The sequence below is a fragment of the Paenibacillus sp. FSL L8-0470 genome, assembly GCF_038008625.1.
In the GTDB taxonomy this organism is placed as follows: Bacteria; Bacillota; Bacilli; order Paenibacillales; family Paenibacillaceae; genus Paenibacillus_AQ.
The window spans coordinates 5,161,618-5,188,421 of sequence record NZ_JBBOZM010000001.1; the positions used below are offsets into that span (position 1 = coordinate 5,161,618).

Consider the following 26,804-nt stretch of genomic DNA (forward strand, 5'->3'; position numbering starts at 1 on the left):
AATAATGAGACGGAGGATAATTTATCCTCTTCTATCATTAGTCTATCAAGGCCTTACAGTTCATGCAATCCGGTGACCACCAGATCAGCTTCCTTCAACACCTCCGCTTTACCGATACCGACAACCAGCATCCCTGCCGCTTTGCCTGCTGCAACGCCAGCCTCTGCATCCTCGAACACCACACACTCGCCGGGCTGCAAACCAAGCGCCTTGCAGGCGGTTTGAAATACTTCCGGGTCCGGCTTGGCAAGGGTTACCTTGTTGCCGTCAACAACCGCATCAAACAATCCGGCAATGTTCAGCTTATCCAGAATGAACACGGCATTTTTGCTGGCTGAACCGAGGGCAATGGCTACACCACGCGCTCTCAGGCTGTTCAAGTATTCCTTAACGCCGGGCAGCAGTGCAGATTCAGTCAGACCGGAGATGTACTCTACATACAGGCGGTTTTTCTTGTCTGCCATGGCAAGCTTCTCCGCTTCACTGAATTCCATACCGCCGATTTCCAGCAGAATATCCAGCGATCTCGACCGGCTTACCCCCTTAAGCCGTTCATTGTGTTCTTCTGTAAACACGAAGCCAAGCTCCTCGCAAGTGAACGCCAGGCCAAGAAATGATATTTGGCCGTATCCACAATCACACCGTCGAGATCAAAGATTGCGCCCTTCATCCACATGTCCCCTGTGCTCAGAGGATACGCCGGACGCTCACTTCAAGAGTATCTTTCCGGAGAATCTTGGCCAATGTCTGCCTGTAATGGAGTTATGTGCATTTTTACGGAGTTGAAGGAATCCTGCAGTTTAGGATATGATCAATAAAGCTGAGCAGCCCTGAAAAGCATATTAAATCTCACACATTTGAAGTGAAAATTATCACAATGTTAAAAATTCGACACTTTTTGGCGAAAATTTTTACCCATAATGAGGGATTTCAAGGTATAATTAATTTAAAATTTACTGAAAAACTGAGGGAATAAAGGGGATGTCGATTATGATCAAGGAACATTATAATGTTATCGAAGCCCACGGGAATACAAACTGTTTCTCCGAACAGAACTTCAACAGACTTCTTGTCACAATGAAAGAACGCATGGTCCCTGAAGGATCTCACTTGTTTTGGGAAGGCGACTACTCGGATAAATTGTTTTATATCAAACGTGGACGTGTTAAACTGACCAAATCTACTGACGAGGGTAAGGAACTTATCCTTTATATGTATCAGGCTGGTGATATGGTAGGTCAAGCAGACCCTTTCTTCAGCACGAAGCACAGCTTCACCGCAGAAGTGATTGAGGAGAGCGAGGTTGGTGTGATTGAGCAGAAGGATCTGGAGATTCTGATCTGCCAGCACTGTGATTTCGCCATCGACTTTATGAAATGGATGGGCATTCACCACCGTCTCACCCAGACGAAATTCCGTGATTTGATGATGTACGGCAAGCCTGGCGCACTTTGTTCGACGCTGATCCGCCTCGGCAACACTTACGGCGAGAAGAACGGCGACAATATTCTGATCAACAAAAAAATTACGCATACGGATCTGTCCAACATGATTGGTGCTACCCGTGAGAGTGTCAACCGGATGCTAAGCGACCTTCGCAAGAAAGACGCTGTGGAATACGAAAACGGCATGATCGTAATTAAAGATCTTGGCATGCTGCAGGAAATCTGCCACTGTGAATTATGTCCGAACGAAATCTGCCGTATTTAATTTCCTTGTAATAATACCCTCTATTCTCCTCAATGAAACATATAGGACCCAAATTTTCTTCACAATAAAGATAGAGTGGTCTAAGACGCCTTGCGGGCGTCTTTTTTTCTGTTTGTATTGCCTTGAGGCAAAGCTACATTTGTGAAGCTGTACTACATGGAGCCTCTTTTCATCTCCCATTCCCCATAATATCCAGCCTCTGGAGACAAGCTGCCTCCGTTTAGCCAACCCGCTGCAAGTACGGCAACCGGTGAAGCCGAATCCAGCGTAATGGCTGCCAGATCCACCCACTCCATCCCCAGTGAATCCTGCTCCGCGAATACTCCGATAGTAGCAGCATGTTGAGGTTCCATGATATCCACAGTGTACAGCGCTGCGATGTGATGCATATGTGTAAAGTCATTCTCCTGATACCGCACAAAGAAATCAAAGGTGCCCAGACTGTCTCTCACCTTGACGGACAACCCGGTTTCCTCCATAAATTCTCTGAACAAGCCATCAGCCAGCGATTCATTATCCTCCAGCCTTCCCCCGGGAAGATCATATCTTCCGGTATAAGCCCCTCTTCCTTTATGTATAACCAGCAGCCTGCCCTCACGCATACAAATTCCATAAACCCCAAAATGATTGAAGCTCTTCATCGCAGATCTCTCCCTGTAAAATATAACAATATGACTTAATGTAAAGTTTCCGTTCAGGTACAGTTTAACAAAAAAACTGTCCTGCGGGCTATGACCCACAAGACAGTTATAGTTGCTTGCTATTCAAAATTTATCCTTACCTTAACGTTTGCCTCTGGCAGCGCGCACCGGTGAGATCAGCCAATAGGCCATACCCACAAACACACCGCCACCGATAATATTGCCCAGGGTGACAGGAATCATGTTATGCAGCCAGCCGGCAATGCTGATGGTCTCCGGATGGTTCGGCAGCAGTACGGCTACGCTTAGCAGAGTCATGTTAGCCACACTGTGCTCATATCCGCTGGCGATAAAGGCGAACAGACACCACCAGATCAGCACCAGCTTCGCCGCTTCACTTTTCGCACGCGAGGACATCCACAAGGCCAGACAGACCAGCCAGTTACAGAGGATACCGCGGAAGAAGAGCTCCGAGAAGGGCAGTGTCATTTTTTTGGCGGCAGCGGTAAAGATCAGATGCTCAGCAGGAGCTGCCTTGAACAGCCCCGTTCCTTGAATCAGCAGCGCCAGAATGACCGCACCGGCAACATTGCCGACAAATACAATAATCCAGTTCTTTACCGTATCCCAGACACTGGTTCTTCCGGCAAGTGTACTTACGGTAAAAAACATATTGTTCCCGGTAAACAGCTCAGACCCGGCAAATACGACCAGTGTCAGTGCAATCCCGAAGGAGGTACCCATCACAAGCGGCTGAAAAGGAGATTTGGCCGCCGCTAGCGGTGCGCCGAGTGAGAAAATAAGAATGATTCCGATCCCAACGTAAGCCCCGGCCAATAATGCAGCCAGAAAATACCTCGGCAGACTCTCGTTCATTTTGTCGCGTTTGCCTACTGCTGTTTCTACGATGTTCTCGACACTTTGCGTAAACATCTCTCCACCCCGCCATTTCTCATCTTAATTTAGCTTTGAAAAACTGCCTGTTGCAGGCTGACTTTCACAATATCTCCGTCCAGAGAAACGGGAAAGGTTGCTACTGTACCGTGGTCCGGTGCCTGAACCTCGCCGCTGCGAAGGTCAATCTTCCAGTCATACAGCGGATCGTATAAATAATGTCCCGATACGATTCCCTCAGCGAGAGGCCCACCCTTGGGATGAGGGCTGCTGTTCTCTACGGCATAGAAAGCTCCGTCCGAGGTGCGGAATATGGCCAGCTCCAGATTCCCGGCTGTTACAACACGTCCAATTTGCGGCAGGAAACTCTGTACCGGTCCTACGGCGTATTCTTGTTTTGCGCTATCCATTGTTCTCTCTCCTTTTGGGTTAATATTAGACTCTTGCCTTCTCAAACAGCGCGGTGCGCGTGCTGTCGTCATTCAGCATTTTTTTCCAAGGATCAGTTACCTGAGCCAGGGCAAAATCAATCCGTGCAGCCAGCTCCTTGCGGTTGTCCTCATTGTTCAGAATCACGTTCTGGATATTTTCCAGTCCCATGCGTTCGACCCATTCCGAGGTTCTTTCCAGGTAATTTCCGGTTTCACGGTAATACTGAATCACGGCGGAGCAGATTTCGATCAGCTCATCATCGGTTTTCACCTTGCAGAAGGCATCGGCTATCCGCGGTTTGATCCCGCCGTTGCCGCCAATGAACACTTCCCAGCCGCCGTCGTTGCCGACGATGCCGATATCCTTCGTGCAGGATTCCGCACAGTTGCGCGGGCAGCCGTTAACTGCTATTTTGAATTTGGCCGGCAAATCAAGGCGCTCATATTTACGTTCAATAAAAGCTCCCATACCCATGGAATCCTGTGTCCCGAAGCGGCAGAACTGCGAACCTACACAAGTTTTTACCGTACGAAGCGATTTCGCATAGCCATAACCGGAAGGCATATCCAGCTCTTCCCATACTTTAGGCACATCCTCTTTTTGGATACCGACCAAATCCAGACGCTGACCACCGGTCACTTTTACAACCTTCACGTTATATTTCAAGGAAACATCGGCAATTCGTCTCAGGTCTTCCGGTGTAGTTACCCCGCCGTACATCCGAGGAATAACGGTAAAGGTGCCGTCTTTCTGGATGTTCGCACTCATCCGTTCGTTGACGAACCGCGATTCCTTCTCATCCTCATGGGTATCCGGGTAGATCATGCCAAGATAATAGTTCACAGCCGGACGACATTTGGAGCAGCCTTCCGCTTGTTTCCAGCCCAGCACATTCATAACCTCTTTGGTCGTTTTCAAGCCTTTAGCGGTAATCTCTGCTACAATCTCATCGCGGCTCAAGGTGGTGCATCCGCAAATCCCCTGCTTCGCACTTTCCTGGAAGCTGTCACCGAGAACAAACTGCAGAATCTGCTCGACAACCGGCTTGCAGCCACCGCAGGAGCGGGTAGCTCCGGTGCAGGCTTTAATTTCGTCTACCGTGGTAAAACCATTCTCCGTAACGGCATCAACGATCGCCTTCTTGGTCACGCCGTTGCAGCCGCAGACAATCTCCTCATCAGCCATCGCTTCGACTGACATGCCTTTTTTTGCACTGCCTCCGCCGCAGCAGCCCGTGCCCATTACTTCGCCATAAATTTCGTCGGTCATTTCGGTGCCCTGCTTGACCAGCTTCTGCAGACTGGCGGACTCAGTCACATCGCCGAACAGGACTGCTCCGACAATAATATTGTTTCTGAGCAGAATTTTCTTATAGGTTCTCTTCCATTCATCTTTTGCCGAAATGACGGTATGTTCCGCTGTTTCAGTGAAATCACCGGCAGAGAAGACATCCACTCCGGAGATCTTCAGCTTGGTGGCTACGACAGAACCTTCATACGGCTGGGTGGAGGCGCCGCACAAATGCTTTGCCAGCACCATCCCCTGCTCGAACAGCGGAGCTACCAGCCCGTAGCAGGTGCCGCGGTGCTCTGTACATTCTCCTACAGAATAGACATCCGCCATCGAGGTCTGGAGATAATCGTTCACGACAATTCCGCGGTTAACTGTGATGCCGCTGTCTTTGGCCAGTTGGACGTTCGGTTTGATTCCGACAGCCATCACTACAAAATCTGATTGCAGCTCGGTTCCATCACTGAAACGCAGGCCGTTTACCCGTTCCTCCCCGGTCAGCTCAACCGTCTGTTTGCCCATGGCAAACTTCACACCCTGGCGCTCAAGCTCGGCTTGAAGCATGGAGGAAGCAGTATGGTCAAGCTGACGCTCCATCAAATCCTCCAGCAGATGTACGACGGTAACATCCATGCCGAGGTTCACAAGTCCTTTGGCTGCTTCAAGACCAAGCAGTCCGCCGCCGATCACCGCAGCTGTGCGGTATTGCTGTGCCGCAGCCAGCATGGCGTCGCAATCCGCAATGTCACGGAAGCCTACAACTCCATCCTTTGTGCTGCCCGGTACAGGCAGAATGAATGAATTTGAGCCTGTTGCAATAATAACTTTATCGTAAGGAACCGACATTCCATTATCTGTAATGATCTGACGGGAGGCTTCATCAATCCGGACAACAGTGGTCCCAGTATGCAGAGTAATATTGTTATCCTCATACCACTGGCGGTCGTTCAGAATGATATCCTCAATGCTCTTGCTTCCTTCTAGGACATAGGACAGCATGATCCGGTTGTAGTTGGGATGAGGCTCGCTTCCAAAGATCGTAATATCATAAGCGCCGCCAAGCTTAAGGATCTGTTCGATAGTGCCTACGCCAGCCATACCATTCCCTATCAAAACTAACTTTTCTCTCTCCACGGTCACTGTTAAGACCCTCCTCAATGCTTCTGGATTTCTTCATATACATCTCTGATAACAAAATTATACGTTTTAAATTTGAAGAGCATTTGTGATTCAAATCACAATAAATGTGAATGTTTTCACATATTTTTATGCCAGCTTATGTTAGGTTTATTGGTCAAAGAAAAATAGCCAGCTTCCCTTATGCTTCCTCTTGCATTAAGGAAAACTGGCTATGATATTTATCCTCTTACCGGAGAACCAGTGAAATCTCGAGTAAATCTTGAGGTCTCAGCTTCATATCAATTCCGCTGTCAAGCAGCGTCTTGTCGTTCACCTTCAGCTTCCAGTCTTCACTGGTGAGCGGAGTGTACCCCATGACCGTGAGTACCGTCTTGTTGTCTTCCGCCAACTGAACAATTCCGCTGCTCTTCAGCAGACCCCGGACAGACAGGTCCTCGCTATAAGATAAAATATGTGAATGTGTCAGTTCAGGCTGCTCACTCCCGCCGTTCACCGTAAGAATAATGGGCAGAAGCGGGGCATCTCCGGCTGCCGGCTTCGCAGTAATAACAATCGCCTGCTCCCGCGAGACTGGACTATTCCAATCGGTTATGATTTTGCCGCCAAGCTGAATCTGCCAGATCATGTCCGGGGCAAGAAAAATTTTATTGACTGCCAGTATGCTAAATCCGTCTTCGGCAAAAGTAACGACACCGCTACTCTTCAGCAGCTCTATAAGCGTTATTCCTGGCTTGTATGCTTCGACGAGCTGTCTCCCCGAGTTCCCTGCCAGCTCATTATCACCGGCCATTAGTGAAAAAGCCGGGCCTGCAGCCCCGGCTGCGGCATTGTTTCCGTTCGTATCTGAACCAAATGACGAGCATCCGCCTACCGTCGCAATGATAATTAAACCTACCCATAAACGCCACAGAAATTTCGTGGACATTCCCGGCACCGCCCTCTTCCGCCCGATCATAACCTCAATCATTTTTCTCAGGTCTTTAGTCATTATGTATACTATCTTTTAAGAATAACGCAAACTAGCTTTGTTCTCAAACGATAAATTCAGGTTTTTAATCTGGCAGCGAGACGGTACAGAATAAAAAAAAGTCCCCGCAGGGACTTTGAGAACAACATGCTCTATTTTACTGATAACGCAGGAACAAGATGTTATTCTCCAGATGCACATGCTCGAAGGTCATTCCCTCTAGCTCCTCCAGGCGGGCATAGGTCAGGCGGTAGGTTGTGCAGGCATGCTCTGGCGGAGTGAAGTCGTTTGTAACTCTGCGGAGCTCCCGCAAAATCTCACCCGCTCCATCATGTTCTTCTTCCAGTGTATGCAGCAGCCCGCGCAGCTCGGCCAATCCTTCTTCGCTCGGATTCTCGGAGTAGGCCAGCATCTTAGGGAATTCGGATTCTTCCTCCTTCGCTGTATGCTGGAGCAAATCTTCCCGCAGGAGGTTGAACAACCGGTAAACTTCAGCCAGATGCGGAGAATCCTCGCCATGGACGCGGAATACCTTGGTTACATTCTGACTGATCAGGGGCAGCTCTTCGCGCAAGTAGTGGTGATGCTTGCCCACAATATACTCAACCAGCTCAGCGGAGGATGCCTCATTCCAGGCAGTGTCCACATCAAGCACCGGATGCTCTTTCAGCAGCTTATGCAGATCTGCAAGCAGTGTCTCCGAATCAAGCCCTTTCTCAGCTGCCACTTCGGCCAGCGGCTTTGCGCCCCCGCAGCAGAAATCGATCCGCTGTCCCTTGAAATAATCTGCCGCCTTCGGGAATTGCAGTACAATATCTCTGACCATGTCCGCTCCGGTAAATTGGATAGGCGCTGCCGCAGAATCGCTTCCCGCATTGTCCCGTGTTCCTGTAATTGTATTATTGAATTGATTGGCCGTCATGATGGCCCCTCCCTTACGTTATTGGTTTCTGTTACCCTTCCACCTTAACGCCCAGAGAAGCTCAAGCTAGTGATTGAACGCACTGAATATATAAAATTTTATTGAACGTCAAATGTAATATTCGATAACTTTGAAAATTCCGAAAGCTTTTCCACTTTTTCATTATAAACACAAAACGCTTTGCTTAGAATTTTTAGATTTTTAACAAACTTATCATAATATCCAATTTCATTCATCAATCCCCTCATCCCTTCCGATAGATTTGTTAATTTTATATATTCTGCCTGCATATCAGGATCGTCTTTTAATCGGTAAGTATAATCAGAAATTTTCTCTCGTTCATTTACAAATCCCTCCTCTGTTATGGTAAGCCATTTCTCGATATAGTCATGAATATATTTTTCATACTTTTCAATATCTTTAATGGTCAGCTTTTCGTACATGTCTACTATTTCTTGGGGATATTTTATCGCTTCGACTTCATCTAAGAATTTAATTATGGAAATCCATGCTTCCTCTTTTTCCGGCGTATCTATAGGTTCATTTAAGAAAGAACTGTATTGCATGATCAACATCTTCCCAAAGTTCCCTGGAAAAATACGCTCAATCTGCTTTTTCATAAAGCCCTCTCTGCTTCGCTCATCCAGCTCAAGAGTTTTACTCAGAACCGATAGCTGTTTTGTTAATTGCAGAAGTCCAATCTCATCAGAATCAAAACTGCTCAGGCTGGATCGAAGCACATTTTTTCTTTTTTCAAGTCTTCTGATCTCACTGTCAAGTCTTGCCAAGTGTTGCTCTAAACAATCTTTTAACCTTTGAGGGTTCGATATCATTGTTTTGATATCTTTCAGGGGTACATCAAATTGTCTCAAAACAGATATTTGCACCAATACATCGGCATCACTTAGCGAATACTCCCGATAATTGTTTTCAGCATTAACATGAGGGCTTACTAACCCTTCTTCCTCGTAATAGTTTATTGCTTTTTTGGTAAGGCCCGTAATATCCATAATCGCACTTATTTTCATCAATAACACCTCCTTGTAATAAAATAAGCTAATACCCAAGGGAACAGTCAATAGCTTATTTCCCATAGCCATAGTTCAGATTGTCCGTGCTTATTATTGATTGCGATTTCAAGCCCAACTCAAAACAGCGCGCACCGATTGTACCGGCACGCGCTGTTGTCATAGACATTCCCACTGGTTTATTTTATATTCTTACAAATATCAATTTTCGCTATCGGACCGTCGCCTGCATATACGTCCGTTTGCCCTTAGCGTCCTTCAGATAAGGTCCCAGCCCGGCAAAGCGTGAATGGTCTACATACACCCCTGTCATCCATCGGCCCTCAGTCAGGCCGCCATTCCACTGCAGTACAAGATCGGGAGCTGCGATCCATTCCTGATACACTCTTATGTTCTTTTCTTTATATTCTTTGCTGGGTTTGCCAATCTCGGCCAGCCTTAGATTATTCATATAGGTCGGTACGAAATACGTGGAAATTGTATCGAGATCATCGCCATCCAGAAAGGCTTCTTCGCCTAAGTACGGCTGAAACAGCACCGTATTCTCATACAGCGACCATATCACAGCCTGCAGCACCATGCTTTGCCTGATGCCATTATGGAAGGTGAACCTGCGCTGCTGGCTGGAGCTGAGATTGTCCGGGACTGCCGATGGTTCCAGGCAATGCCGTTCACAGCCGATACATTTCCAGCCGGTCGGGCTCTGAATCCATTTCTGAAACACGCTTCCGCTATCGTTGTCTCCCTTGTATAAGGAGGATATGATTTCGTAGGGCACTCCAATCCACGCATCCCATAACGAGCCGGGAAGATGCCCGTGCAGCATAAACAACGTCTTGTCGTAAATGAGCTGAACTTTAATTGAGGCGGTCTCCAGCTCGGCAACATCATCTTTTCCATATGTTATTTCCCGGGAAAACAAGGTGGTTTTCATCTTCCTCGCCTCCTAAAAGTTTTGTTAGCGTTACTTCTATCGAGTCCACTACGACAAAACTTACTTCGAAAGCATACACTTAGTTTTGTTAGCGTTACTTCTATCGAGTCCACTACGACAAAACTTACTTCGAAAGCATACACTTAGTTTTGTTAGCGTTACTTCTATCGAGTCCACTACGACAAAACTTACTTCGAAAGCATATTCATATACTTGGTAACGCTCGCACACGTCCGGCAACAGTTTTTTCTATTATATTATATCCTGCGGTTGATTGTGCAAGTTTTATTTGAATAAATTTGAATAAATTTGAAAAAGCCCCTTTTCCATGAAGCGGAAAAGAGGCGATCAATAGGACGCTGAAGCGCGGGCTACTCGACCCAGCTCTCTGCCCAGGACTGAATTTGCTGCATAACCGGCTCAAGTGCGCGGCCCTTAGTGGTTAATTCGTACTCGATGCGCACCGGAGTTTCCGGATACACATGCCTTACCAGAATACCCTCACATTCCAGATCCTTCATTCGTTCGGACAGCATCTTATCGCTCATTGATGGAATCAGGCCGGAAATATCCTTAAAACGCTTCGGTCCACTCATCAATGTCTGGATAATTAGCCCATTCCAACGTTTGCCTAAGAAAGAGAAGGCCGTTTCGAATCTTGGGCACATCGTCAGCTGATGTTCTTCCATTGTTCTCACCTCTCACTTGTGAAACTTACAATTAGTTAGTATATATAATTTTACCACATTTATAGCGTAATGAACATCGTTTACCAAAAAAAAGTTCACTAGCCTACCTTATTATATCCCTGATGTCAATCCACGGTGCCTTGCGGCGGCTTTCGCTGTGCAATCGCCCCGGTTACCACGTAAGCCAGATCATCGTTGCTATAGAGGGACAACACTCCAAGAACCGTATCATCGGAGATAAAGCCTGCTTCCTCCTCGGGTACAGTCAGCGCCAGTGCCCTGCTGAGCGCGGCATTGCCCTCCTGATGCGGGTAAGCCTGCAGATACAGCGCATGCGGGTCTAATTTGTTGTTCACACACCATTGGGCAAACACGAGAATCATCATTTCCTCATCCCGTTTGTAGCTTTCGATAATCTGCTCTTCCATTGATTTGCTGTACTCGTCCATAGTGTGCTCCTTTCTGCTTCTGTCATTCGGCAAGCTTCGCTGCCAGCACATGGCTGGGCAGAACGGCAGAAGCTGAGATGCCGCATTGCTCCGGGGTATGAATATTGTTCAAAAAATGACGGACCACGCCGCTGAAGCCTCTCCGCTCCAGAATTGTATCCCAGCTTCCGAAGCTTTGGTTGCGTGGCAGGGAACCCTTCTCGAATAACGTAACCTTCTCCATGTCCACCACTTCTACTGATCTGCCGTTTCCGTGCAGCTCCAGCTTCTCAAGGTCAGCTCCGGCATCCCTGACCATGCTGTACATTCCGCTCTCCCCGCTGGTCCAGGACAGCATTCCAGAGGATTGAAGCAGCCTGCCTTCCCGATCGGACTTAAGACTGCTGTGAAGCAGCTCATAATCCCCGCCGCAGAGCCAGAGCAGCAGGTCCAGCATATGAATCAGATCATCATATACAGTTTCACGGCTGCTTCCGGATTGCAGCTTCGTGCGGTGTTTGACCGCCTGACAATGGCTGATACCGCCTGCCTTGGCTAGCCAGGCCTTGGCTGCCATATACATCGGGGCATACCGGCGGTTGAAGCCTACAGCCAAAAGCAGTCCTTTGTCTTCGGCCAGCTCCGCCATCCGCCGGGATTGTTCCAGCTCATAAGACAGCGGCTTATCTACATACACCGACAATCCGTGCTCCAGACACTGGGTCACAATCTCATAATGAGTAGGCGTGGGACTGTGCACGAAGACCGCATCGAGATCCCAGGACAGCAGCTCATTTAGATCGGTGGTGCCTTTGGGCAAGCGGTACATACCAACCGCTCCCTGAACCGTAACCGGAGAATGGCTTAGCACTCCAACTACCTCGGCCTGGTCATGACGGGAGAGCAGCGGCAAATAGACTTTACGGGCGATATCCCCGATGCCGACCATCGCCACTCTTTTACGTGCAGTGTTATTCATCGCAGCATCTCCCTCTTCTGTCATTCTTAGATGTATTATACAGTGACAAGCTCATTCGACAAATGATCTTTGCTTCATTAATTACTTTTTTTTCAGTATGATGAGATGAATGAACGGAAGAAAGGGAATAGTAGAATGAGAAAATGGCTGACGGCTTTGCTGTATGTTTCGGGAGTAATCCTTGCGTTTATCTATAGAAATGAAATCTTGGACTGGCTGCGGGAGGATCACAATCTCCTTCTGTCAATCGGCGCGGCCACATTGCTGGCCTTTATTCCTGTCATACCCTATAAAGCTGTCATCGCTTTATTCGGATATGCCTACGGAAGTGTAGCCGGCGCAGCCATCTGCTGGTTAGCGACCACTATCGCTGCCGCGGTTGTGTACGGCATCGTAAAATATATATTTCAAGACAGGGCGGGTACATATTTAGCCTCCTTACCACTGCTTGAGAAATTCTCGTCCGCCGTGAAGCGGCGCCCCTTTGCTTCCATTGTGCTTGCCCGTCTGACTCCGGTAATTCCGCAAATGGCGGTGAACATCTACGCCGGTGTATCCGGACTGCACTTCTGGAGTTATCTCGCCGCTACCGGCCTAGGCAAAATCCCCGGCATATCGCTGTACGCCTTTCTTGGAGGACAACTGTTCCTTCATCCGAAAAGCGCTGTTATAGCTATTCTGGTCTATGTCGCCGTAATCGCACTGGCCGTATGGTCCCTCCGGCCCCGCCGTTCCTTGGAATAAAGAGTCAACTGAGCACACATGTAGCAGGGAGAGTACCGGCAGCTATGAGGATGTTGCTTACGAGCATTCTGCCTCACGAATGGCATCCGCTGGCAGAGTGATCTAATTTGCTTTATAATTAAATTGAATTGTGATCTATTTAATTGCATTCTATGAATGGAGGGATATTTATGAGTGATGTTCAGTCTAACCATATAGGCACCAAAACAGAAAAAGCGACCTTTGCGGGAGGCTGTTTCTGGTGCATGGTATCTCCTTTTGAGGAGCTGCCGGGTATTGTCGAGATCCTCTCCGGTTATACGGGCGGGCATACGGTCAATCCGACCTATGAAGAAGTGTGCTCAGAAACGACCGGCCATGTTGAAGCGGTACAGATTACCTTTAACCCGGATATTTTCCCATACAGCAAGCTGCTGGAGCTGTTCTGGCAACAGATAGACCCTACCGATGCCGGAGGACAATTCTATGACCGCGGAACCTCTTACGGCACGGCAATATTTACCCATTCGGAGGAGCAGCGCCAGCAGGCAGAAGCTTCCAAGGCTGCGCTACAGGCCAGCGGACGTTTCTCGGGGCCAATTGTAACTCCAATCCTGCCGGCTAAACCGTTTTACCCTGCCGAAGAGTACCACCAGGGTTATCATCACAAGAATCCCGGACACTACAAGCGTTACCGCAAGGGCTCCGGCCGGGATGCTTTTATCGAGAATCACTGGACACATCAGGAGGATAAGAACAGCCTGAAGGAACGTTTGACACCGCTGCAATACGAAGTGACGCAGAACAACGCTACGGAATCGCCTTTCCGCAACGAATTCTGGGATCATCATGGAGACGGTATATACGTAGATATCGTATCCGGTGAGCCGCTCTTCAGTTCCCATGATAAATTCGATTCCGATTGCGGGTGGCCCAGCTTTACCCGGCCGATCCGCGACTATTCGGTCAAGGAGAATACCGATCTCAGCCACTTGATGATCCGCACGGAAGTACGCAGCAAAACTGCCGATTCCCATCTTGGTCATGTGTTCAACGACGGTCCCGGTGAAAATGGCCTGCGGTACTGCATCAATTCGGCTGCGCTGCGCTTTGTGCCGAAAGAAGATTTGGAGAAGGAAGGCTATGGAGAGTACCGTGTGCTCTTCCAGCATGCCTGATTCATAAAGAACAGGAATTCTAAACATCTAACGAATACAAAAAAAGAAACTCTGATTACAGAGTTTCTTTTTTTGTATTCGCTTATGCAGGGTCAAGCTTCGTAATAAGTGGTGCAAAATTAATCACTGAGAATTTATTCGCACTGGTTGGATCACCACTGCCTACAGCAACCTTTTGTGTGGTTGAGAGGCTGCTCGTCCAAGGGGTGTAATTGGCCCCGGCTGTGTCCGTACGCAGCTGGGTTTGGGAGAAGCTGGCCTGGCTGTACGAGCTTGCGCCTTGATCCTCCACACCGTGTATCATTTTCACTTTGTTATACGTCCCCAGCGCCTTCGACGCATCGCCGACATCCTTGTGGTCGGTCCAAGGGAGCGCCGCACCATTCAGATACAAGGTGGCTTGACGCGTGGAATGATCATAAGTGAGCTTAAGGTCAACCGTCTGGCCTTTGGCAAGACTCGATACAACTTGGGAATTATAGTACGTGCTGGTTCCTCCGTAGGAAGCTCCAAGAAACACTTTAAACCCGAGGTAAGAGTAGGAAATCCCCGCTTCAATAGAGGCCTCTCCGATGCCCAAGTACCAGTCGACATAGCCATTCACCGGATTAATGGTTGTCGGCAGAATAAGCTTTGTTGATACCCCTGTGTAGCTGGCTGCATTGGTAATTGTTCTAACTGCTCCGTGTCTGTTCATTCTTATCCATCTCCCTATACCTATTAGTGAGTAGAAGCTGGCGCGCCATCTTTGCTTCTCATCTATTAGGGAAATTTCACAAGGGAATTACAACCAAGCTCCGAAAAAACTTATCATCCCCTACAGGGAGCTCCTTCTTTATCCTTTATTCTCAGGTTCACCGCCATCTTCCTCGGGGGCAGTTTTATTCTCCGGCGCAGGCTCTGCGCTGCTGCGGTTCAGATTCTCCCTGTTGCTCCGCTCCATATGCGTCTTCTCATGCTGCTTGGATTTTCTCCGGAACCAGAGGACAATCACTGTAACCACACCGGCTACAAGAAGCACCGGAAGTGCCGCTGCTAGGAAAACAACCAGCCACTGCAACATAATAGACATAGCGCTCAGGCTGCTCTTGAGTGCATCCGATGCCCGCTCTAACAGCGGACCCTGCTCTTTCTTCTGCGTAACAGCAAGGCTTTCGTCCGTCTGATAGAGGCGGAGCTCCACGGTGGAGAAGGAGACATTTTGATCAATATAACGCATTCTGCCTTTAATCTGCTCGATTTCCTCCTGAATCGCTCCAAGCTGGTTAGCGAAAGCGACCAGATCGGACGATTTGGTTGCTTTTTTCATAAACTCGATATACTGGTTCTCCATCAGCTGCTTAGCCTTAAGACGTGATTCCAAATCAACGTATTCTTCTGAGACGTCCTGCCCGGTGATGCTTTGCTGAATTTTTTCATTCTTGATCTTCTCCAGATTATCCAGAAAAGAGGCGAATCCGGAAGCCGGCACCTTCAGAATAAAGGTCCCGCCCTTCTCGTATTCAGACATATTCTCCGAAAATTCAATAATATAGCCGCCGGCCAAAGTAATCATGTTCCGTACATCACTTTGCGCTGAGGCATAGTCCTTTACCTCCATATTGAGGTTTGCCCGGTAGATCAGCTTCTTGTTCAGTCCGGCTGCAACATCGCTCCCGGTAAATCCGGAAGGTTGTTCAGCACCCTGTTCTGTACCTAGATTCTTGGCTGTCCCCGTCTTGTTCGCATCGGTTTTCTGATCCTGCCCGCCTGCTGTTACTGTAGCAGACTCCGCCGAAGAATCCTTCGATTGAACCGAAGCAGCCGCAGGTGCTGAATCTGCCGCCCCTCCCTCAGAGAAGGTGTTTGTACTGAGTTGATCAGCTGCCGAGTTGTTGTCGTCGCCTGAACCGCAGCCCGCCAGCACAACTGCTAGAACCAATAAAAATAAAAAGTAATGCAGACCCCATTTTCGCATTCTCATTCCTCCAAAAGTGTAGTGGAATTTCAGCTTCTTCTATATAAACTACTCCGGCGAAAGGCCCTTTGATCTCTGAGTCTCTTCCGCGTTATTTATTTTGACGTCCCAAAAGCTGGAAGGTTGCAGGAGATTGGAGAATTCCGGACCTTTTTTGATGTTTATTCCCAAAAATAACAACGTTTACAGCGCAAACAGGATCATTCGAATACTGAATGATCCTGTTTGCGAAATCAGGCTTAATTTGCTACAATAATCGTGTCTGAAAAGACACAAAACACCAAAAACCCTCTATTCGCAAGGAATAAGGGCAGGGTTCTGTTCGGACAAGCTCCACCTTGCTGAACAGGACAAATCACAACGTTCTAATTATGTTGCCAATCCACTATAAGGGGAGGTGAACCCTCATGGCAAAAGACGTATTGTGCGCAGTGAACTCTTGCACCTATTGGGCAGAAGAGAACAAATGCAACGCTGAGTCCATTTTTGTAGCTTATCACAGCTCCAAAGAGCCTACACAGTCTGAAGAAACAGACTGCAAAACTTTCGAAAGTAAATAAGGTTAGACTTAGAAGGGACCCTCCACGGTTCCTTCTTTTCTGTTACCCATTCTATCAAGAATGAGAATTATTATCAAGTGTTTATGCTAAAAAAGATCGCCACAAAAAACCAATCCAGGGTGGTATACCCCGGATTGGTTTTTACAGTATATATAACGACCCTAGCTGGACTTCCTGGGGATATTCAGCCCCTACAGAACACTGGGAAAATGGGCGCCCGGTATAATGGACGAATCAGCGGCTGACCGCCCCGCTCTTCTCTCTGACAATCACGGCAGCCTGCACCATGTTGCGCAGCGCCGCTCCGGTTTCTTCCCAGCCCCGTGTCTTCAGGCCGCAGTCCGGATTAATCCAGAACTGTCCGGCATCAAGCACACGCAGCGCCCGCTCAATGGCCTGTGCCATTTCCTCTACCTTCGGTACACGCGGACTATGAATATCATACACACCAAGACCGATTCCCTTGTCATACTCCTGCTCTTCAAAGCTGACGATCAGCTCCCCATGGCTGCGCGAGGTCTCGATGGAGATGACATCAGCATCCATCGCCGAGATTGATCCGATCATGTCATTGAACTCACTGTAGCACATATGCGTATGGATCTGCGTGGTCGCCTTCACATGGTTGGTAGCGATACGGAAAGATCTTACCGCCCAGTTCAAATAATGCTCATGATCTTCTGCCTTTAACGGCAGGCCTTCACGGATCGCCGGTTCATCCACCTGAATCATCTCGATTCCAGCCTCCTCAAGCGCCTGCACCTCATACCGCAGGGCAAGGGCGATTTGGTTGGCCACCTGTTCACGGCTGAGATCATCACGGACAAACGACCAGTTCAGAATGGTCACCGGACCGGTCAGCATTCCTTTTACCGGAAGACTGGTGAGCGACTGGGCGTACAGACTTTCCTTCACGGTCATAGGGCCGGTAAACGCAACATCGGCATAAATGACCGGCGGCTTCACACAACGTGAACCGTAGGATTGGACCCAGCCCCCTTTAGTAAAGAGGTACCCTGCCAGCTTCTCGCCGAAGAATTCAACCATATCCGTCCGCTCAAATTCACCGTGCACGAGCACATCCAGTCCGAGCTCCTCTTGAAAAGTAATCGCATCTGCAATTTGCTGGCGGATAAATCCGTCATAGCGCTCCTGGTTCCAGACGCCCTTGCGCCATTTGAGCCGGGCCTGGCGCACTTCAGGCGTCTGCGGGAAGCTGCCGATCGTCGTTGTCGGCAGCAGCGGGAGCTGCCACTTCTGCTGCTGCACCTTTACGCGTTCCGCGAAGGGCAAGCTGCGGCTGTCCGGCAGCTTATCCAGGCTGCGCACCTGCTCAGCCACATCCTGCCGCCCGCGTTCCGGCAGGGCGCGGAACACATTCAGCGCCTCGCGGCTCTCGGCGAGCGCTGCGGCATAGACCTGCCCATCCTCTCCCGCCGCTGCTGCAATCAGACTCAGCTCCGCCAGCTTCTCGTCGGCGAAGGCCAGCGCCTGCCGTACCGCAGGCTTTAACTTATCCTCGCCTTGAACGGTTACCGGCACATGCAGCAGACTGGAGGATGGCTGGAGGATCAGCCGTTCGTCCGGCACATGGGACTTCAGCGCGCGGACCAGCTCAAGCTTGGCATCCAGATCGGAGCGCCAAATATTGCGCCCGTCGATAATGCCCGCTCCCAGCCATTTGTCGTCCGGCCAGCCCAGGCGCCGGATCGACGCCAGATTGACCCTGCCGTCATGGACGAAGTCCAATCCGATGCCCTGCACAGGCAACTCCAGCAGTGCTTCCAGCGGCTCTGCAGCTTCAAAGTAAGTCTGCAGCAAGACATGAAGTCCGGGCACTGCTGCAGCGATCTCTCTGTAGATCGTTCCCAGCAGTTCAACTTCTTCCGCGGTTAAGCCGGTTACGATAGCCGGTTCGTCGATCTGTACCCAAGCCACGCCTTCCTGCTGCAGCTCCTGCAGCAGCTGCACATACACCGGCAGGAAACGGGCAGCAACCTCTGCAATTTGATCGGCAGCGAATCCCTTGGAGAGCTTCAGGAAGGTATAGAGTCCGACTATAACCGGCTTGCCTTCAATACCCGCCTGCTCTTTGGCGAAACGGTAGGCAGCGAGCGGTTTGTTCTCAATCAGGCGGGGAGTCTGCCCGCCGATTTCCGGAACGATATAATGGTAATTCGTATTGAACCATTTAGTCATCTCGCAGGCAGGGGCAGCCGAATTGCCGCGCGCCATGGCGAAGTACAGATCGAGCGGAATGTCTCCGCCGTCGTAGGCATAACGCGGAGGAACAATGCCAAACATAGCAGCGGTATCCAGCACATGGTCATAAAAGGTAAAATCATTGACAGGAATCAGTGCGATCCCGGCCTGCTGCTGTGTCTTGAGGTGCTGAAGCTGAATACCGGCCATTTCCGCGCGGAAGGTTTCTTCACTGATTTTGCCGCTCCAGTAAGCCTCCAGCGTCTTTTTCCACTCCCGGTTCTTTCCGATTCTCGGATAACCGAGGCTGCTCGTCTTGATGTTGTTTGTCATTACAGTCACTCCCTTGTTTATAATAATTGCCTTAAGCTTTAGTTAATGATTTCAGTCGGTATCAATAATAAAGAGCGTCTTCCCCTAACCAGGCCGCAGGGAAAGACGCCCATGGGCTGCCAATGGGTAACGTCTTAACACCTCCCTATCTTCCGTAGGTACTGCAGTGCTGTTGAGACAGGCAGGTCTCCTGACTAGCGGCGTCGGCATCCATCAGCAAGTCTTCCCGGCGAAGTAGAGATGGCCAGTGACATGGGCTGCTATGAACTCTTCCGTTACAGTGGCGGGACCGCATCGGCTTGTCACCGAATTTCCCTATTAAGCCTCCGGGCCTTTCTGATGCTCCGGCTGGCGCCTGTCTCCGATATTTGCAAATTGTATTCATCCCGTAATCTGATGCCATCATACTGAATCCGATACCTTATCCGCAACAGAATTACGGGTATTCCCGTTATACACATTCCCTATAGCTGGCGCCGTGCAGGCTCATTTTGCTGCGATTCTGCCACACATTCCCTCACAGCCTCTCTTCAAGAAGCAGCTTCAGCAGAACGTTTGGTATACAGCATAAAGAACCGGCTGCACCGTCCTTGGTAAGGAGGTACAGCCGGTTCCTTTTCGATAAATGATAGCCATCAACGGGCTGTTTCAAACTGTATTTTAGAACCAGACGAGGTAGACTACCCCGGCAAGAACGAGACGGTAAATCGCAAACGGCATGAGCTTGATCCGGTTGATCAGCTTCAGGAAAAACTTCATAGAGAGCAGCGCGAACAGGAATGCACTAATGAACCCGGCAATAAAAAACGGCAGGGCATCCATCGTGAAATACTGCCAGTTCTTGACCAGTGAAATCAGACTCGCACCCGCCATAATCGGCACTGCCATAATAAAGGTGAAATCGGCAGCCGCACGGTGGCTCATACCCAGCAGCACTCCACCTGAGATGGTCGATCCGGAGCGTGAAAATCCGGGCCAGAGCGACAAGCATTGGATCAAACCTACCGATAGCGCCTGTCTATATGTAATTTGGTCAACACTCTCTGTCTTGATTTTTTTGGGGGCGAACCGGTCGGCAAAAATCATGAATATTGCCCCAATGACTAGTCCGATCAGGACCGTCGATGTCGAGAATAAATGCTCGTCGATGTAATCCTCGAACAGAAATCCGAGAATTCCTGCCGGAATAAGTCCCACAATGACCTGCGCCAGCTTCAGCCGGCCTTCCGTCTCCACCGGAGGTTGTCCTTCCGGCACCGCCGTCAGCTCCTTGCGGCTGAACCGCTTGAGACCCAGCAGGTCGATAAACCGGTTGCGGAAAATGATAACTACCGCCAGGATCGAACCCAGCTGGATGACTACTTTGAACGTGTTCGCCGCATATTTTCCGAGAAATTCCTGGGATTTCAGCCACATATCATCCACGATTACCATATGACCGGTCGAGGATACCGGAGCAAATTCAGTTAATCCTTCTACAATGCCCAGAATGATGGCTTTAATAATTGTTAACAGCTCCATATTGATCCCCTCCTTTTTGTTGACCTCCCCTATGAGAGGCTTTAAATAGTTCTGCGAAACCTGTGAATTTAATTAATCTGTGGTATCTACCGGTTTTCTACCGGACTGGCGTTTGCGGAAATAGAGCACACCACCCACAACAACTCCCACAGCAATCAATACGTAGACGACACTTGAGTAAGCTTCCATGTACACGCCAATATCCTCCCAGGATTCTCCCAGTGCAGCACCCAGCAGAATAAGCAGCACATTCCACCCCAGCGTCCCGATCGTCGTAAACAGCATGAATAACCCGAATTTCATCCCCGACATTCCTGCAGGAATGGAGATCAGACTCCGTACCAGCGGAATCATGCGGCAGAACAATACCGTCCAGTAGCCGTATTTGTCGAACCAGGCATCCGCTTTGCGGATATCCTTTCCGCTGATCCGGAGCAGTCCGCCCCAGCGGTCCACAATCCGTTCTAGTCTGTTCACGTCCAGCATCCGGCCGATCCAGTACAGCACAAGTGCTCCCAGCAGCGAGCCGGCCGTTGAGGCGATCAGCACGCCGGGGATGGTCATCCCGGAAGTGGTTGTCATGAAACCGCCGAACGGAAGGATTACCTCCGAGGGGATAGGCGGAAAAATATTTTCCAGGGCCAGCATCAGAAAAATGCCCAGATAGCCGAACTGTTCCATAAAATCGGTAATCCATGTTTTCATTTCGTGCTCCTCCGCGTTCAGATGAGATTTTTTTTGAGATTGCGCAAATAACGGCTGCGGATAAGGAAGAAGTATAACCCCTGCGCAGCCAGGTAGCCGATAAGCACCGCTCCCGTTTCGGCAGCGATGGACAGATAGAACAGCCGCTGCAGCGCAATAAAGGCGAACAAGCTGTGCAGGATGGCCAGCCCCACCGGAACAAAGAACATCAGTGACAATTGCAGGGTCACAGTCCGGTCCAGTTCCTGGTCGGTCAGGCCCATTCTGGACAAGGTGGAATACTGCAGCCGGTCATGGTCAAGATCCATGTACAACCGGAAGTACAAGAAGCTGCCTGCGGCGATAAAAAAAACGGTGCCGACTAAAAGCGAAGCGAACAGCATCGTACTGTATAACGTCCGCTGAATTTCGAACAGCGTGCCGCTGACCACAACGGCATAAGGGGATTTGCTCTCGTAGGACACTTTGCCTTTGTCCGCAAGTCCCGAAGCAATGCCAACCGTCTGTTGGAATGGGTCCACATAGAACCCGGTATACAAATCTCTTTGCACGGGATTAATGGTGGCGAACAAGCTGTCACTAACGACTACTCCGCTGAAATCACCGCCATCCCTCCCATCCAGCTCCGGCAGCAGATATTCAGCAATCGGCACATGCTCCGTATATCCGATTTCCTGAATATCTACTCCCTGCTTCAGCTTATAAAGGGCATGAACCCGTTCAGAGGTCAGGCTGCGGTCACGCTGGGAACCGATCATGACCAGACCTTCATTCCCCTGGAGCGGCTGCTCACGGGAGGTAAATCCGGCTTGCTGGAGCGCCTGTTTGTAATCACTGTAAGCCATCAGCGGCAGACGCTCTGTACGGTCAGGACCGGTCTGAGACTGTACTTCCGCATATTTGATTTGGATCTCCAGCGAGCGATAGGGAAGATTCAACCGCTCCAGTTCCGCTTTTATCCCGTTTAAATCCTCTTCCGCAACGGCCCCGGCCTCATTGCCCTTGGCCACATAACCGACCGCTGCCGGATAGTCCAGCTTCAGCTCTTTGGAGAGTGTATGAATAGAAGCAAATACCCCGACAGAGGTGAAGGATACCGCCGAAACAATCGTCACCATAAAAAACATCCGCCCGTTGTCTTTCCAGCGGTAGGTTAAGCCCGAGAGTGTAATAATGTTTGTCTTATGCCAATAAAACCGCCGGACTTTCCTCATTATCCTAACCACATATAGACTAAGCTGTGTATAGAATAAGTAAGTGCCGGCGACCGTAATCGCCACCACCGGAAACATCACTCTCTCCACCGATGCTGCGGTCGTGGTAGTGGCCAGAATATAGCCTCCAAGCAGCAGCAGGGCCGAAGCGAACGCCAGTAAGGCAGACACCCGCGGCTCCTTGTCTCCTTTGCGACCGCCCTGAAACAAACCTCTCGCCGACTCATTCCCGATAAAGGCAAAGGTACTTAACGAGATCAGCATGAACAGCAGAGCAAAGCTGTAAATCGTCAGTACCGGTGCGTGCCAGGAAAGATAAAATTCCAGCGGGCCAATGCCCAGGAACCCCGCTCCAATCATCAGGAACAGCTTGCCCAGCAGCAGACCGAGCAAAGTGCCGGTGAGGATGGCGGAGCTGCCGATCATCATATTCTCCAAAAAAACCATCAGGTTCAGCTGCCGCTTCGTCATGCCGTGCATCAGCAGGATGCCGAATTCCAGCTTGCGGGACTGCAGAAAAGATCCTACGGACACCAGCACAAACAGGGAACAAAATACAAAAATAATTCCCTCAGCCACCATCATGGTGTCAGCCGCCGTATCCAGGATCATATCGCCCGAAATCACCGGATGAAATATAAACAGTGCACAGAGAAAAAAGATCATTACGGAAAATGCGCTGCTGACAAAATAAGCAGCGTATTTACGCTTATTCCGCGTTACATTTCTATAAGCGAACTGCCGAAAGGTCATGGCTTGCTCCTCCCAGCAGCGACAGCATGTCGATGATATTCTGGAAGAAAGCCGGCCTGCTGCTGCCCCGGTACATCTCGCTGTAGAACCGTCCGTCCTTGATAAAGATGACCCGGTGGCAAAAGCTCGCCGCCACTGCGTCATGGGTGACCATCAGCACCGTGGACCCTTCCGCTTCATTGACTTCTGCCAGCAGGCTCATCACTTCGGCCGCTGTTTTGGAGTCCAGGCTACCCGTTGGCTCATCGGCCAGAATCAGCGCCGGCCGGTGAATCATTGCCCGGGCAATCGCCACCCGCTGCATCTGCCCGCCGGAGATTTCATACGTCCGTTTATGAAGAAGCGGACCGATGGCCAGCCGCTCAGCCACCTCTTGCAGCCTGTGTTCCATTTCCGGAAGCGGCACCCCGGTGAGCGTCAGCGGCAGCACGATATTTTCTTCTACGGTAAGCGTATCAAGCAGATTGAAATGCTGAAAGACGAAACCCAGCTCCTTCCGCCGGAAGAGCGCTTTGTCCTTGCGCCCGAGCGCATTCGGATTTCCGCCGTTGATCATCACCTCACCTGAGGTAGGCTCGTCGATCGTGGCGATCACGTTGAGCAGTGTTGTTTTTCCGCTGCCTGAAGGTCCCATAATACCTACAAACTCACCCTTCTCCACGGCAAAACGAATATGGTTCAGCGCATGAATTGATACCTTGCCCTCATATATTTTGGATAAATTATGGACGTCTAATATGGGCAAGTGCTTCCGCTCCTTCGTTACCTGATCGTTTTGGATTGATTTCATTATACAAACTGTAAACTACAGCTGCTATTTCTGAAACTTACAGTCACCTTACATTATTGTAAGCAGAATAGCGTTGACAGAATTCCGGTACGCTGCGCAGCCGATTCCTCTGTATCTATCAAACCACGGGCGTATGATGCTATAATAGTTGAATATTTAATTTCATGAGTCGGTATATAGCCGGGAGAGGAATTGTGATATGTGATGAAGGATACTCTTGCCAATGAACTGATAACCAGCTGGTTGTCATTGACCCATATACAAATGAATGTAGCAAATGAGTTAGAAACCAAACTTCAGGAGAACTACAAATTGTCTCTAAAAGAATTCTATCTGCTGCTGTTTCTCTCCGAAGCCCCGGAGAAGAAGCTGAAGCTGCAGCAATTGGAGTCGATGGTCGGGTTAAGCCAGAGCGCCGTCTCCAGACTGGTCAGCCGTTTTGAAGCCAAAGGCTGCGACGCGCTCCAAAGAAAGACCTGTGATGCTGACCGCAGAAGCATCTATACCTCGCTTACTGCCATAGGGCAAGACAAGCTGGACCGGGCCCGGGTGACTGTTAACGAGGTTTTGGCCCAATCGTTCCCTGACACCAGAGTGCAGGAGCTGCTGGAGCAGTTGCTGCGTCTGAAACAGCAATGATGGCGCAATCCTGGCTTCCTGAATGACCCGCTGCCTCATCCCAGAGGCGGCGGTTTTTTTTTGCGTGAAAAGAACCCATTCCGCCCGCGGCGCATACAACGTACAAAAAGAACTGTGAGGTGCTCTCATGCTCTTTTCGCTTATGCAGCTGATCGGCGGTGTCATTCTTTCCCTCGGCTGGCTTCCGCAAATCATCCAAATTCTCAAGACAAAATCGGTTGCGGACTTAAACCTGAAATCCTACTTATTGATGCTGCTGGGGATTGGTTTAATGGAGGCTTATGCTGTCAGCTTGGTGTTGACGGGCGTGGGACTTGCTTTTTTTATCACAAACACCATGTCTTTAACCGTAGTATCGGTTGTCGTTATTCTGATCCTGCGGTTTCAGCCCCGGCTCAGAAAATAATCCGCACTGCCGTACCCTTGCCCACCTCAGAGGAAATTTCCACCTCATGCCCCAGCTTGCTGCAGATCTGCTTCACCAAATAGAGGCCCATCCCCGTGGATTCCTGAAAGCTGCGGCCGTTCACACCAGTAAAATGAGCATCGAAGACGCGCGGTAAATCCCCCGGCGGGATGCCGACTCCTTCGTCGCGGACTTCTAGTACCGCCCTGCCCTTCTCCTGAAGATATCCGCGAAAATGAACTACACGCCCCTCCTCTACCGTATAGCGCAAGGCATTGGTTATCAGCTGTGTCAGTACAAAGGTCAGCCATTTCTCGTCAGAGGTGATGGTTATGCCGCTGTCCATCGCTATCGCCGGAAACACCCGTTTGCGGATGAACAGCCGTTTTTGTTCTGAAGTCACACCGCGCACGACGTCCGCCAGCTCCAGCTGCTCTACATAGAAATCATGCTCGAACGTATCCAGTCTTGCGGTATAGAGCACCGTATCCAGCCCTTTTTTCAGCCGGTCCAGCTCATCACCAATGGCCGTGAACGGGGGACCGTCTTTATCCTGAATAATCAAGTGGATCACCGAGAGCGGAGTCTTCATAGCGTGCACCCACTGGTTGATGAAATGAATATGCTCCTCCAGCTTGTGGCGGTAGCTGTGCAAATCATTCTGGTAGAGCCGGAACTGCTGTGCCAGGAGCTTGCGTAGGCTTTCCGCGAGCGGAGAGCCCTGTGCGGGCCCTCCCGATTCATCCAGCGATGAAGGCAGGCTCTCCAGCCGCTCATAGAATGACCGGTTGGAGAAATAACGGTACGCCAGATAGGCCAGCAGCAAAAAGGTGCTGAGCAGCCCGGCGTACAGACTGACATTCACACCGCTTCCTCCGTCCAGCCGGTACACCAGAGTAATGATCATCAGCTGGGCAAGGTAGATCACGATTAACGGCGTCTGTTCCCGCAAAAATAGCTTCACGTCACTTCACCCCAGTTGTCGCTTAACCGGTATCCTTGCCCGCGTACGGTCTGCAGCCCGTCTTGAATACCCATCGCTGCCAGCTTTTTGCGCACACGGGTGACATAGACATTCAGCGTATTATCATCAACAAACGCCTGGTCATCCCAGATTTTCTCCAGCAGCCGGTCGCGGGTGACGATGGTGCCTGTTTTTTTCATCAGCTCGTCGAGAATTTTCGCTTCCGTATGGCTGAGGTCGACTTTGGCATTGCCGCGCGACAGCACCAGACGTTCCACATCCAGTGTCAGCCCTGACACCGCCAGACTGCGCTCGTTCGCTCCCACAGCATAGGAGCCGTAGGCACGGCGCAGATGGCTTTTGATTTTGGCCATGGCTATTTCATAATCAAACGGCTTCGTAATGTAATCATCCGCTCCGTTCTCCAGCGCCATCACCTGATCCATTTTGCCGTCGCGTGCAGAGATGAAGAGAATCGGACAGGTCGAGATTCCGCGGATCTGGCGGCACCAGTAATAACCGTCAAACTTAGGCAGATTAACATCCAGCAGTACGAGATGCGGTGCATATTGCTCAAACTCGGTCCGTACCGCTTCAAAATCGTTCACCGCCTGTGTTTCATAGCCGAACCTATGTAAATATTCCTGGAGCAGCGCCACCAGCCCCCGGTCATCCTCAATGATAAATATTTTGAACATATCAGGCCTCCGGTTTACGCCCTAGTGAAAGCTAAGGGGTTTGCCCAATAATATATACAGTCACTGCAGGCTAGTCAAATATAGGTTATAATTTTCAGTCAAAGGAG

26 protein-coding genes, 1 pseudogene and 1 riboswitch are annotated in these 26,804 nt (G+C 49.9%); of the genes and pseudogenes, 6 read left to right on the top strand and 21 right to left on the bottom strand.

Annotated elements, in window-relative coordinates; genetic code table 11:
- Positions 1 to 53: 53 nt before the first annotated feature.
- A pseudogene (gene pgmB / locus NST99_RS23665) lies at positions 54 to 676 on the bottom strand (beta-phosphoglucomutase).
- A gap of 314 nt (positions 677 to 990) precedes the next feature.
- Between pgmB and NST99_RS23670 the strand changes: the two are divergent.
- The gene (locus tag NST99_RS23670) at positions 991 to 1,710 is read left to right on the top strand and encodes a Crp/Fnr family transcriptional regulator (protein WP_379140765.1); all 720 of its coding nucleotides are present in this window, start codon (positions 991 to 993) and stop codon (positions 1,708 to 1,710) included.
- A gap of 152 nt (positions 1,711 to 1,862) precedes the next feature.
- On the opposite strand, the gene NST99_RS23675 is transcribed toward NST99_RS23670, so the two are convergent.
- The 11 genes from NST99_RS23675 to NST99_RS23725 all read right to left on the bottom strand — a co-directional run bounded on the left by NST99_RS23675 (position 1,863) and on the right by NST99_RS23725 (position 12,054).
- The gene (locus tag NST99_RS23675) at positions 1,863 to 2,351 is read right to left on the bottom strand and encodes an NUDIX hydrolase (RefSeq protein WP_341094831.1); all 489 of its coding nucleotides are present in this window, start codon (positions 2,349 to 2,351) and stop codon (positions 1,863 to 1,865) included.
- Between the two features lie 141 nt (positions 2,352 to 2,492).
- Entirely contained in the window at positions 2,493 to 3,284 is a 792-nt protein-coding gene (locus tag NST99_RS23680; protein WP_038594981.1) for a formate/nitrite transporter family protein, read from the bottom strand.
- 29 nt (positions 3,285 to 3,313) lie between these two features.
- On the bottom strand, positions 3,314 to 3,655 hold the full coding sequence (nirD, locus tag NST99_RS23685; RefSeq protein ID WP_038594983.1) for a nitrite reductase small subunit NirD: 342 nt from the start codon (positions 3,653 to 3,655) through the stop codon (positions 3,314 to 3,316).
- A 25-nt stretch (positions 3,656 to 3,680) separates the two neighbouring features.
- Positions 3,681 to 6,107 carry a nitrite reductase large subunit NirB gene (gene nirB, locus NST99_RS23690; protein WP_341094835.1) on the bottom strand — a complete coding sequence of 809 codons (2,427 nt, stop codon included), beginning with the start codon at positions 6,105 to 6,107 and terminating at the stop codon, positions 3,681 to 3,683.
- A gap of 226 nt (positions 6,108 to 6,333) precedes the next feature.
- A complete protein-coding gene (locus tag NST99_RS23695; protein WP_341094836.1) occupies positions 6,334 to 7,095 on the bottom strand; it encodes a hypothetical protein in 762 nt (253 codons plus the stop codon).
- Between the two features lie 136 nt (positions 7,096 to 7,231).
- Positions 7,232 to 7,900, bottom strand: a complete 669-nt coding sequence (ric, locus tag NST99_RS23700) for an iron-sulfur cluster repair di-iron protein (RefSeq protein WP_341097734.1) — start codon at positions 7,898 to 7,900, stop codon at positions 7,232 to 7,234.
- A gap of 194 nt (positions 7,901 to 8,094) precedes the next feature.
- On the bottom strand, positions 8,095 to 9,024 hold the full coding sequence (locus tag NST99_RS23705) for a MerR family transcriptional regulator (RefSeq protein WP_341094838.1): 930 nt from the start codon (positions 9,022 to 9,024) through the stop codon (positions 8,095 to 8,097).
- A gap of 211 nt (positions 9,025 to 9,235) precedes the next feature.
- Positions 9,236 to 9,958, bottom strand: a complete 723-nt coding sequence (locus tag NST99_RS23710) for a hypothetical protein (protein ID WP_341094840.1) — start codon at positions 9,956 to 9,958, stop codon at positions 9,236 to 9,238.
- 371 nt (positions 9,959 to 10,329) lie between these two features.
- Positions 10,330 to 10,647: a winged helix-turn-helix transcriptional regulator gene (locus NST99_RS23715; protein WP_038594991.1), complete on the bottom strand. Its 318-nt coding sequence runs from the start codon at positions 10,645 to 10,647 to the stop codon at positions 10,330 to 10,332.
- Between the two features lie 125 nt (positions 10,648 to 10,772).
- Positions 10,773 to 11,096, bottom strand: a complete 324-nt coding sequence (locus tag NST99_RS23720; RefSeq protein WP_341094842.1) for a hypothetical protein — start codon at positions 11,094 to 11,096, stop codon at positions 10,773 to 10,775.
- A 22-nt stretch (positions 11,097 to 11,118) separates the two neighbouring features.
- Positions 11,119 to 12,054: a Gfo/Idh/MocA family protein gene (locus NST99_RS23725; protein WP_341094843.1), complete on the bottom strand. Its 936-nt coding sequence runs from the start codon at positions 12,052 to 12,054 to the stop codon at positions 11,119 to 11,121.
- Between the two features lie 135 nt (positions 12,055 to 12,189).
- On the opposite strand from NST99_RS23725, the gene NST99_RS23730 reads away from it, so the two are divergent.
- A complete protein-coding gene (locus NST99_RS23730) occupies positions 12,190 to 12,798 on the top strand; it encodes a TVP38/TMEM64 family protein (RefSeq protein WP_341094844.1) in 609 nt (202 codons plus the stop codon).
- 170 nt (positions 12,799 to 12,968) lie between these two features.
- Positions 12,969 to 13,955: a peptide-methionine (S)-S-oxide reductase MsrA gene (gene msrA, locus NST99_RS23735; protein WP_341094846.1), complete on the top strand. Its 987-nt coding sequence runs from the start codon at positions 12,969 to 12,971 to the stop codon at positions 13,953 to 13,955.
- Positions 13,956 to 14,037: 82 nt separating this feature from the next.
- Here the strand turns inward: msrA and NST99_RS23740 are convergent, their stop codons facing one another.
- Together NST99_RS23740 and NST99_RS23745 are read right to left on the bottom strand one after the other, a co-directional pair.
- Entirely contained in the window at positions 14,038 to 14,652 is a 615-nt protein-coding gene (locus NST99_RS23740) for a hypothetical protein (protein WP_341094847.1), read from the bottom strand.
- Positions 14,653 to 14,790: 138 nt separating this feature from the next.
- Positions 14,791 to 15,912 carry a DUF4349 domain-containing protein gene (locus tag NST99_RS23745; protein WP_341094848.1) on the bottom strand — a complete coding sequence of 374 codons (1,122 nt, stop codon included), beginning with the start codon at positions 15,910 to 15,912 and terminating at the stop codon, positions 14,791 to 14,793.
- Between the two features lie 407 nt (positions 15,913 to 16,319).
- Between NST99_RS23745 and NST99_RS23750 the strand changes: the two genes are divergently transcribed.
- Positions 16,320 to 16,472 carry a DUF1540 domain-containing protein gene (locus NST99_RS23750; protein ID WP_076108838.1) on the top strand — a complete coding sequence of 51 codons (153 nt, stop codon included), beginning with the start codon at positions 16,320 to 16,322 and terminating at the stop codon, positions 16,470 to 16,472.
- Between the two features lie 234 nt (positions 16,473 to 16,706).
- Here NST99_RS23750 and metE read toward each other — a convergent pair whose 3' ends face one another.
- The 5 genes from metE to NST99_RS23775 form a co-directional block, all read right to left on the bottom strand.
- On the bottom strand, positions 16,707 to 19,007 hold the full coding sequence (gene metE, locus NST99_RS23755; RefSeq protein ID WP_341094850.1) for a 5-methyltetrahydropteroyltriglutamate--homocysteine S-methyltransferase: 2,301 nt from the start codon (positions 19,005 to 19,007) through the stop codon (positions 16,707 to 16,709).
- Between the two features lie 163 nt (positions 19,008 to 19,170).
- A riboswitch (cobalamin riboswitch) is annotated at positions 19,171 to 19,381 on the bottom strand.
- A gap of 286 nt (positions 19,382 to 19,667) precedes the next feature.
- A complete protein-coding gene (locus NST99_RS23760) occupies positions 19,668 to 20,528 on the bottom strand; it encodes an undecaprenyl-diphosphate phosphatase (RefSeq protein WP_341094852.1) in 861 nt (286 codons plus the stop codon).
- A gap of 72 nt (positions 20,529 to 20,600) precedes the next feature.
- Complete coding sequence (locus NST99_RS23765; RefSeq protein WP_076108835.1) at positions 20,601 to 21,233, bottom strand: DedA family protein; 633 nt, start codon at positions 21,231 to 21,233, stop codon at positions 20,601 to 20,603.
- Between the two features lie 17 nt (positions 21,234 to 21,250).
- The gene (locus NST99_RS23770; RefSeq protein WP_341094853.1) at positions 21,251 to 23,200 is read right to left on the bottom strand and encodes an ABC transporter permease; all 1,950 of its coding nucleotides are present in this window, start codon (positions 23,198 to 23,200) and stop codon (positions 21,251 to 21,253) included.
- Complete coding sequence (locus NST99_RS23775) at positions 23,175 to 23,945, bottom strand: ABC transporter ATP-binding protein (RefSeq protein WP_341097735.1); 771 nt, start codon at positions 23,943 to 23,945, stop codon at positions 23,175 to 23,177. Before NST99_RS23775 ends, NST99_RS23770 begins: the two co-directional genes overlap by 26 nt.
- 249 nt (positions 23,946 to 24,194) lie before the next feature.
- Between NST99_RS23775 and NST99_RS23780 the strand changes: the two genes are divergently transcribed.
- On the top strand, positions 24,195 to 24,629 hold the full coding sequence (locus tag NST99_RS23780) for a MarR family winged helix-turn-helix transcriptional regulator (protein ID WP_341094854.1): 435 nt from the start codon (positions 24,195 to 24,197) through the stop codon (positions 24,627 to 24,629).
- A gap of 127 nt (positions 24,630 to 24,756) precedes the next feature.
- Positions 24,757 to 25,035, top strand: coding sequence for a PQ-loop domain-containing transporter (locus NST99_RS23785; protein ID WP_341094855.1), 279 nt, complete (start codon positions 24,757 to 24,759; stop codon positions 25,033 to 25,035).
- On the opposite strand, the gene NST99_RS23790 is transcribed toward NST99_RS23785, so the two are convergent.
- Positions 25,025 to 25,999 carry a sensor histidine kinase gene (locus NST99_RS23790; RefSeq protein ID WP_341094856.1) on the bottom strand — a complete coding sequence of 325 codons (975 nt, stop codon included), beginning with the start codon at positions 25,997 to 25,999 and terminating at the stop codon, positions 25,025 to 25,027. The genes NST99_RS23785 and NST99_RS23790 overlap by 11 nt on opposite strands.
- Positions 25,996 to 26,697, bottom strand: coding sequence for a response regulator transcription factor (locus NST99_RS23795; protein ID WP_076108831.1), 702 nt, complete (start codon positions 26,695 to 26,697; stop codon positions 25,996 to 25,998). The genes NST99_RS23790 and NST99_RS23795 overlap by 4 nt, the downstream gene beginning before the upstream one ends.
- Positions 26,698 to 26,804 lie beyond the last annotated feature (107 nt).

Coding starts and splice junctions, on each gene's coding strand:
- NST99_RS23670 (WP_379140765.1), top strand. CDS start 991: ATGATCAAGGAACATTATAATGTTATCGAAGCCCACGGGAATACAAAC.
- NST99_RS23675 (WP_341094831.1), bottom strand. CDS start 2,351: ATGAAGAGCTTCAATCATTTTGGGGTTTATGGAATTTGTATGCGTGAG.
- NST99_RS23680 (WP_038594981.1), bottom strand. CDS start 3,284: ATGTTTACGCAAAGTGTCGAGAACATCGTAGAAACAGCAGTAGGCAAA.
- nirD (WP_038594983.1), bottom strand. CDS start 3,655: ATGGATAGCGCAAAACAAGAATACGCCGTAGGACCGGTACAGAGTTTC.
- NST99_RS23695 (WP_341094836.1), bottom strand. CDS start 7,095: ATGACTAAAGACCTGAGAAAAATGATTGAGGTTATGATCGGGCGGAAG.
- ric (WP_341097734.1), bottom strand. CDS start 7,900: ATGGTCAGAGATATTGTACTGCAATTCCCGAAGGCGGCAGATTATTTC.
- NST99_RS23705 (WP_341094838.1), bottom strand. CDS start 9,024: ATGAAAATAAGTGCGATTATGGATATTACGGGCCTTACCAAAAAAGCA.
- NST99_RS23710 (WP_341094840.1), bottom strand. CDS start 9,958: ATGAAAACCACCTTGTTTTCCCGGGAAATAACATATGGAAAAGATGAT.
- NST99_RS23715 (WP_038594991.1), bottom strand. CDS start 10,647: ATGGAAGAACATCAGCTGACGATGTGCCCAAGATTCGAAACGGCCTTC.
- NST99_RS23720 (WP_341094842.1), bottom strand. CDS start 11,096: ATGGACGAGTACAGCAAATCAATGGAAGAGCAGATTATCGAAAGCTAC.
- NST99_RS23725 (WP_341094843.1), bottom strand. CDS start 12,054: ATGAATAACACTGCACGTAAAAGAGTGGCGATGGTCGGCATCGGGGAT.
- NST99_RS23730 (WP_341094844.1), top strand. CDS start 12,190: ATGAGAAAATGGCTGACGGCTTTGCTGTATGTTTCGGGAGTAATCCTT.
- msrA (WP_341094846.1), top strand. CDS start 12,969: ATGAGTGATGTTCAGTCTAACCATATAGGCACCAAAACAGAAAAAGCG.
- NST99_RS23740 (WP_341094847.1), bottom strand. CDS start 14,652: ATGAACAGACACGGAGCAGTTAGAACAATTACCAATGCAGCCAGCTAC.
- NST99_RS23745 (WP_341094848.1), bottom strand. CDS start 15,912: ATGCGAAAATGGGGTCTGCATTACTTTTTATTTTTATTGGTTCTAGCA.
- NST99_RS23750 (WP_076108838.1), top strand. CDS start 16,320: ATGGCAAAAGACGTATTGTGCGCAGTGAACTCTTGCACCTATTGGGCA.
- metE (WP_341094850.1), bottom strand. CDS start 19,007: ATGACAAACAACATCAAGACGAGCAGCCTCGGTTATCCGAGAATCGGA.
- NST99_RS23760 (WP_341094852.1), bottom strand. CDS start 20,528: ATGGAGCTGTTAACAATTATTAAAGCCATCATTCTGGGCATTGTAGAA.
- NST99_RS23765 (WP_076108835.1), bottom strand. CDS start 21,233: ATGAAAACATGGATTACCGATTTTATGGAACAGTTCGGCTATCTGGGC.
- NST99_RS23770 (WP_341094853.1), bottom strand. CDS start 23,200: ATGACCTTTCGGCAGTTCGCTTATAGAAATGTAACGCGGAATAAGCGT.
- NST99_RS23780 (WP_341094854.1), top strand. CDS start 24,195: ATGAAGGATACTCTTGCCAATGAACTGATAACCAGCTGGTTGTCATTG.
- NST99_RS23785 (WP_341094855.1), top strand. CDS start 24,757: ATGCTCTTTTCGCTTATGCAGCTGATCGGCGGTGTCATTCTTTCCCTC.
- NST99_RS23795 (WP_076108831.1), bottom strand. CDS start 26,697: ATGTTCAAAATATTTATCATTGAGGATGACCGGGGGCTGGTGGCGCTG.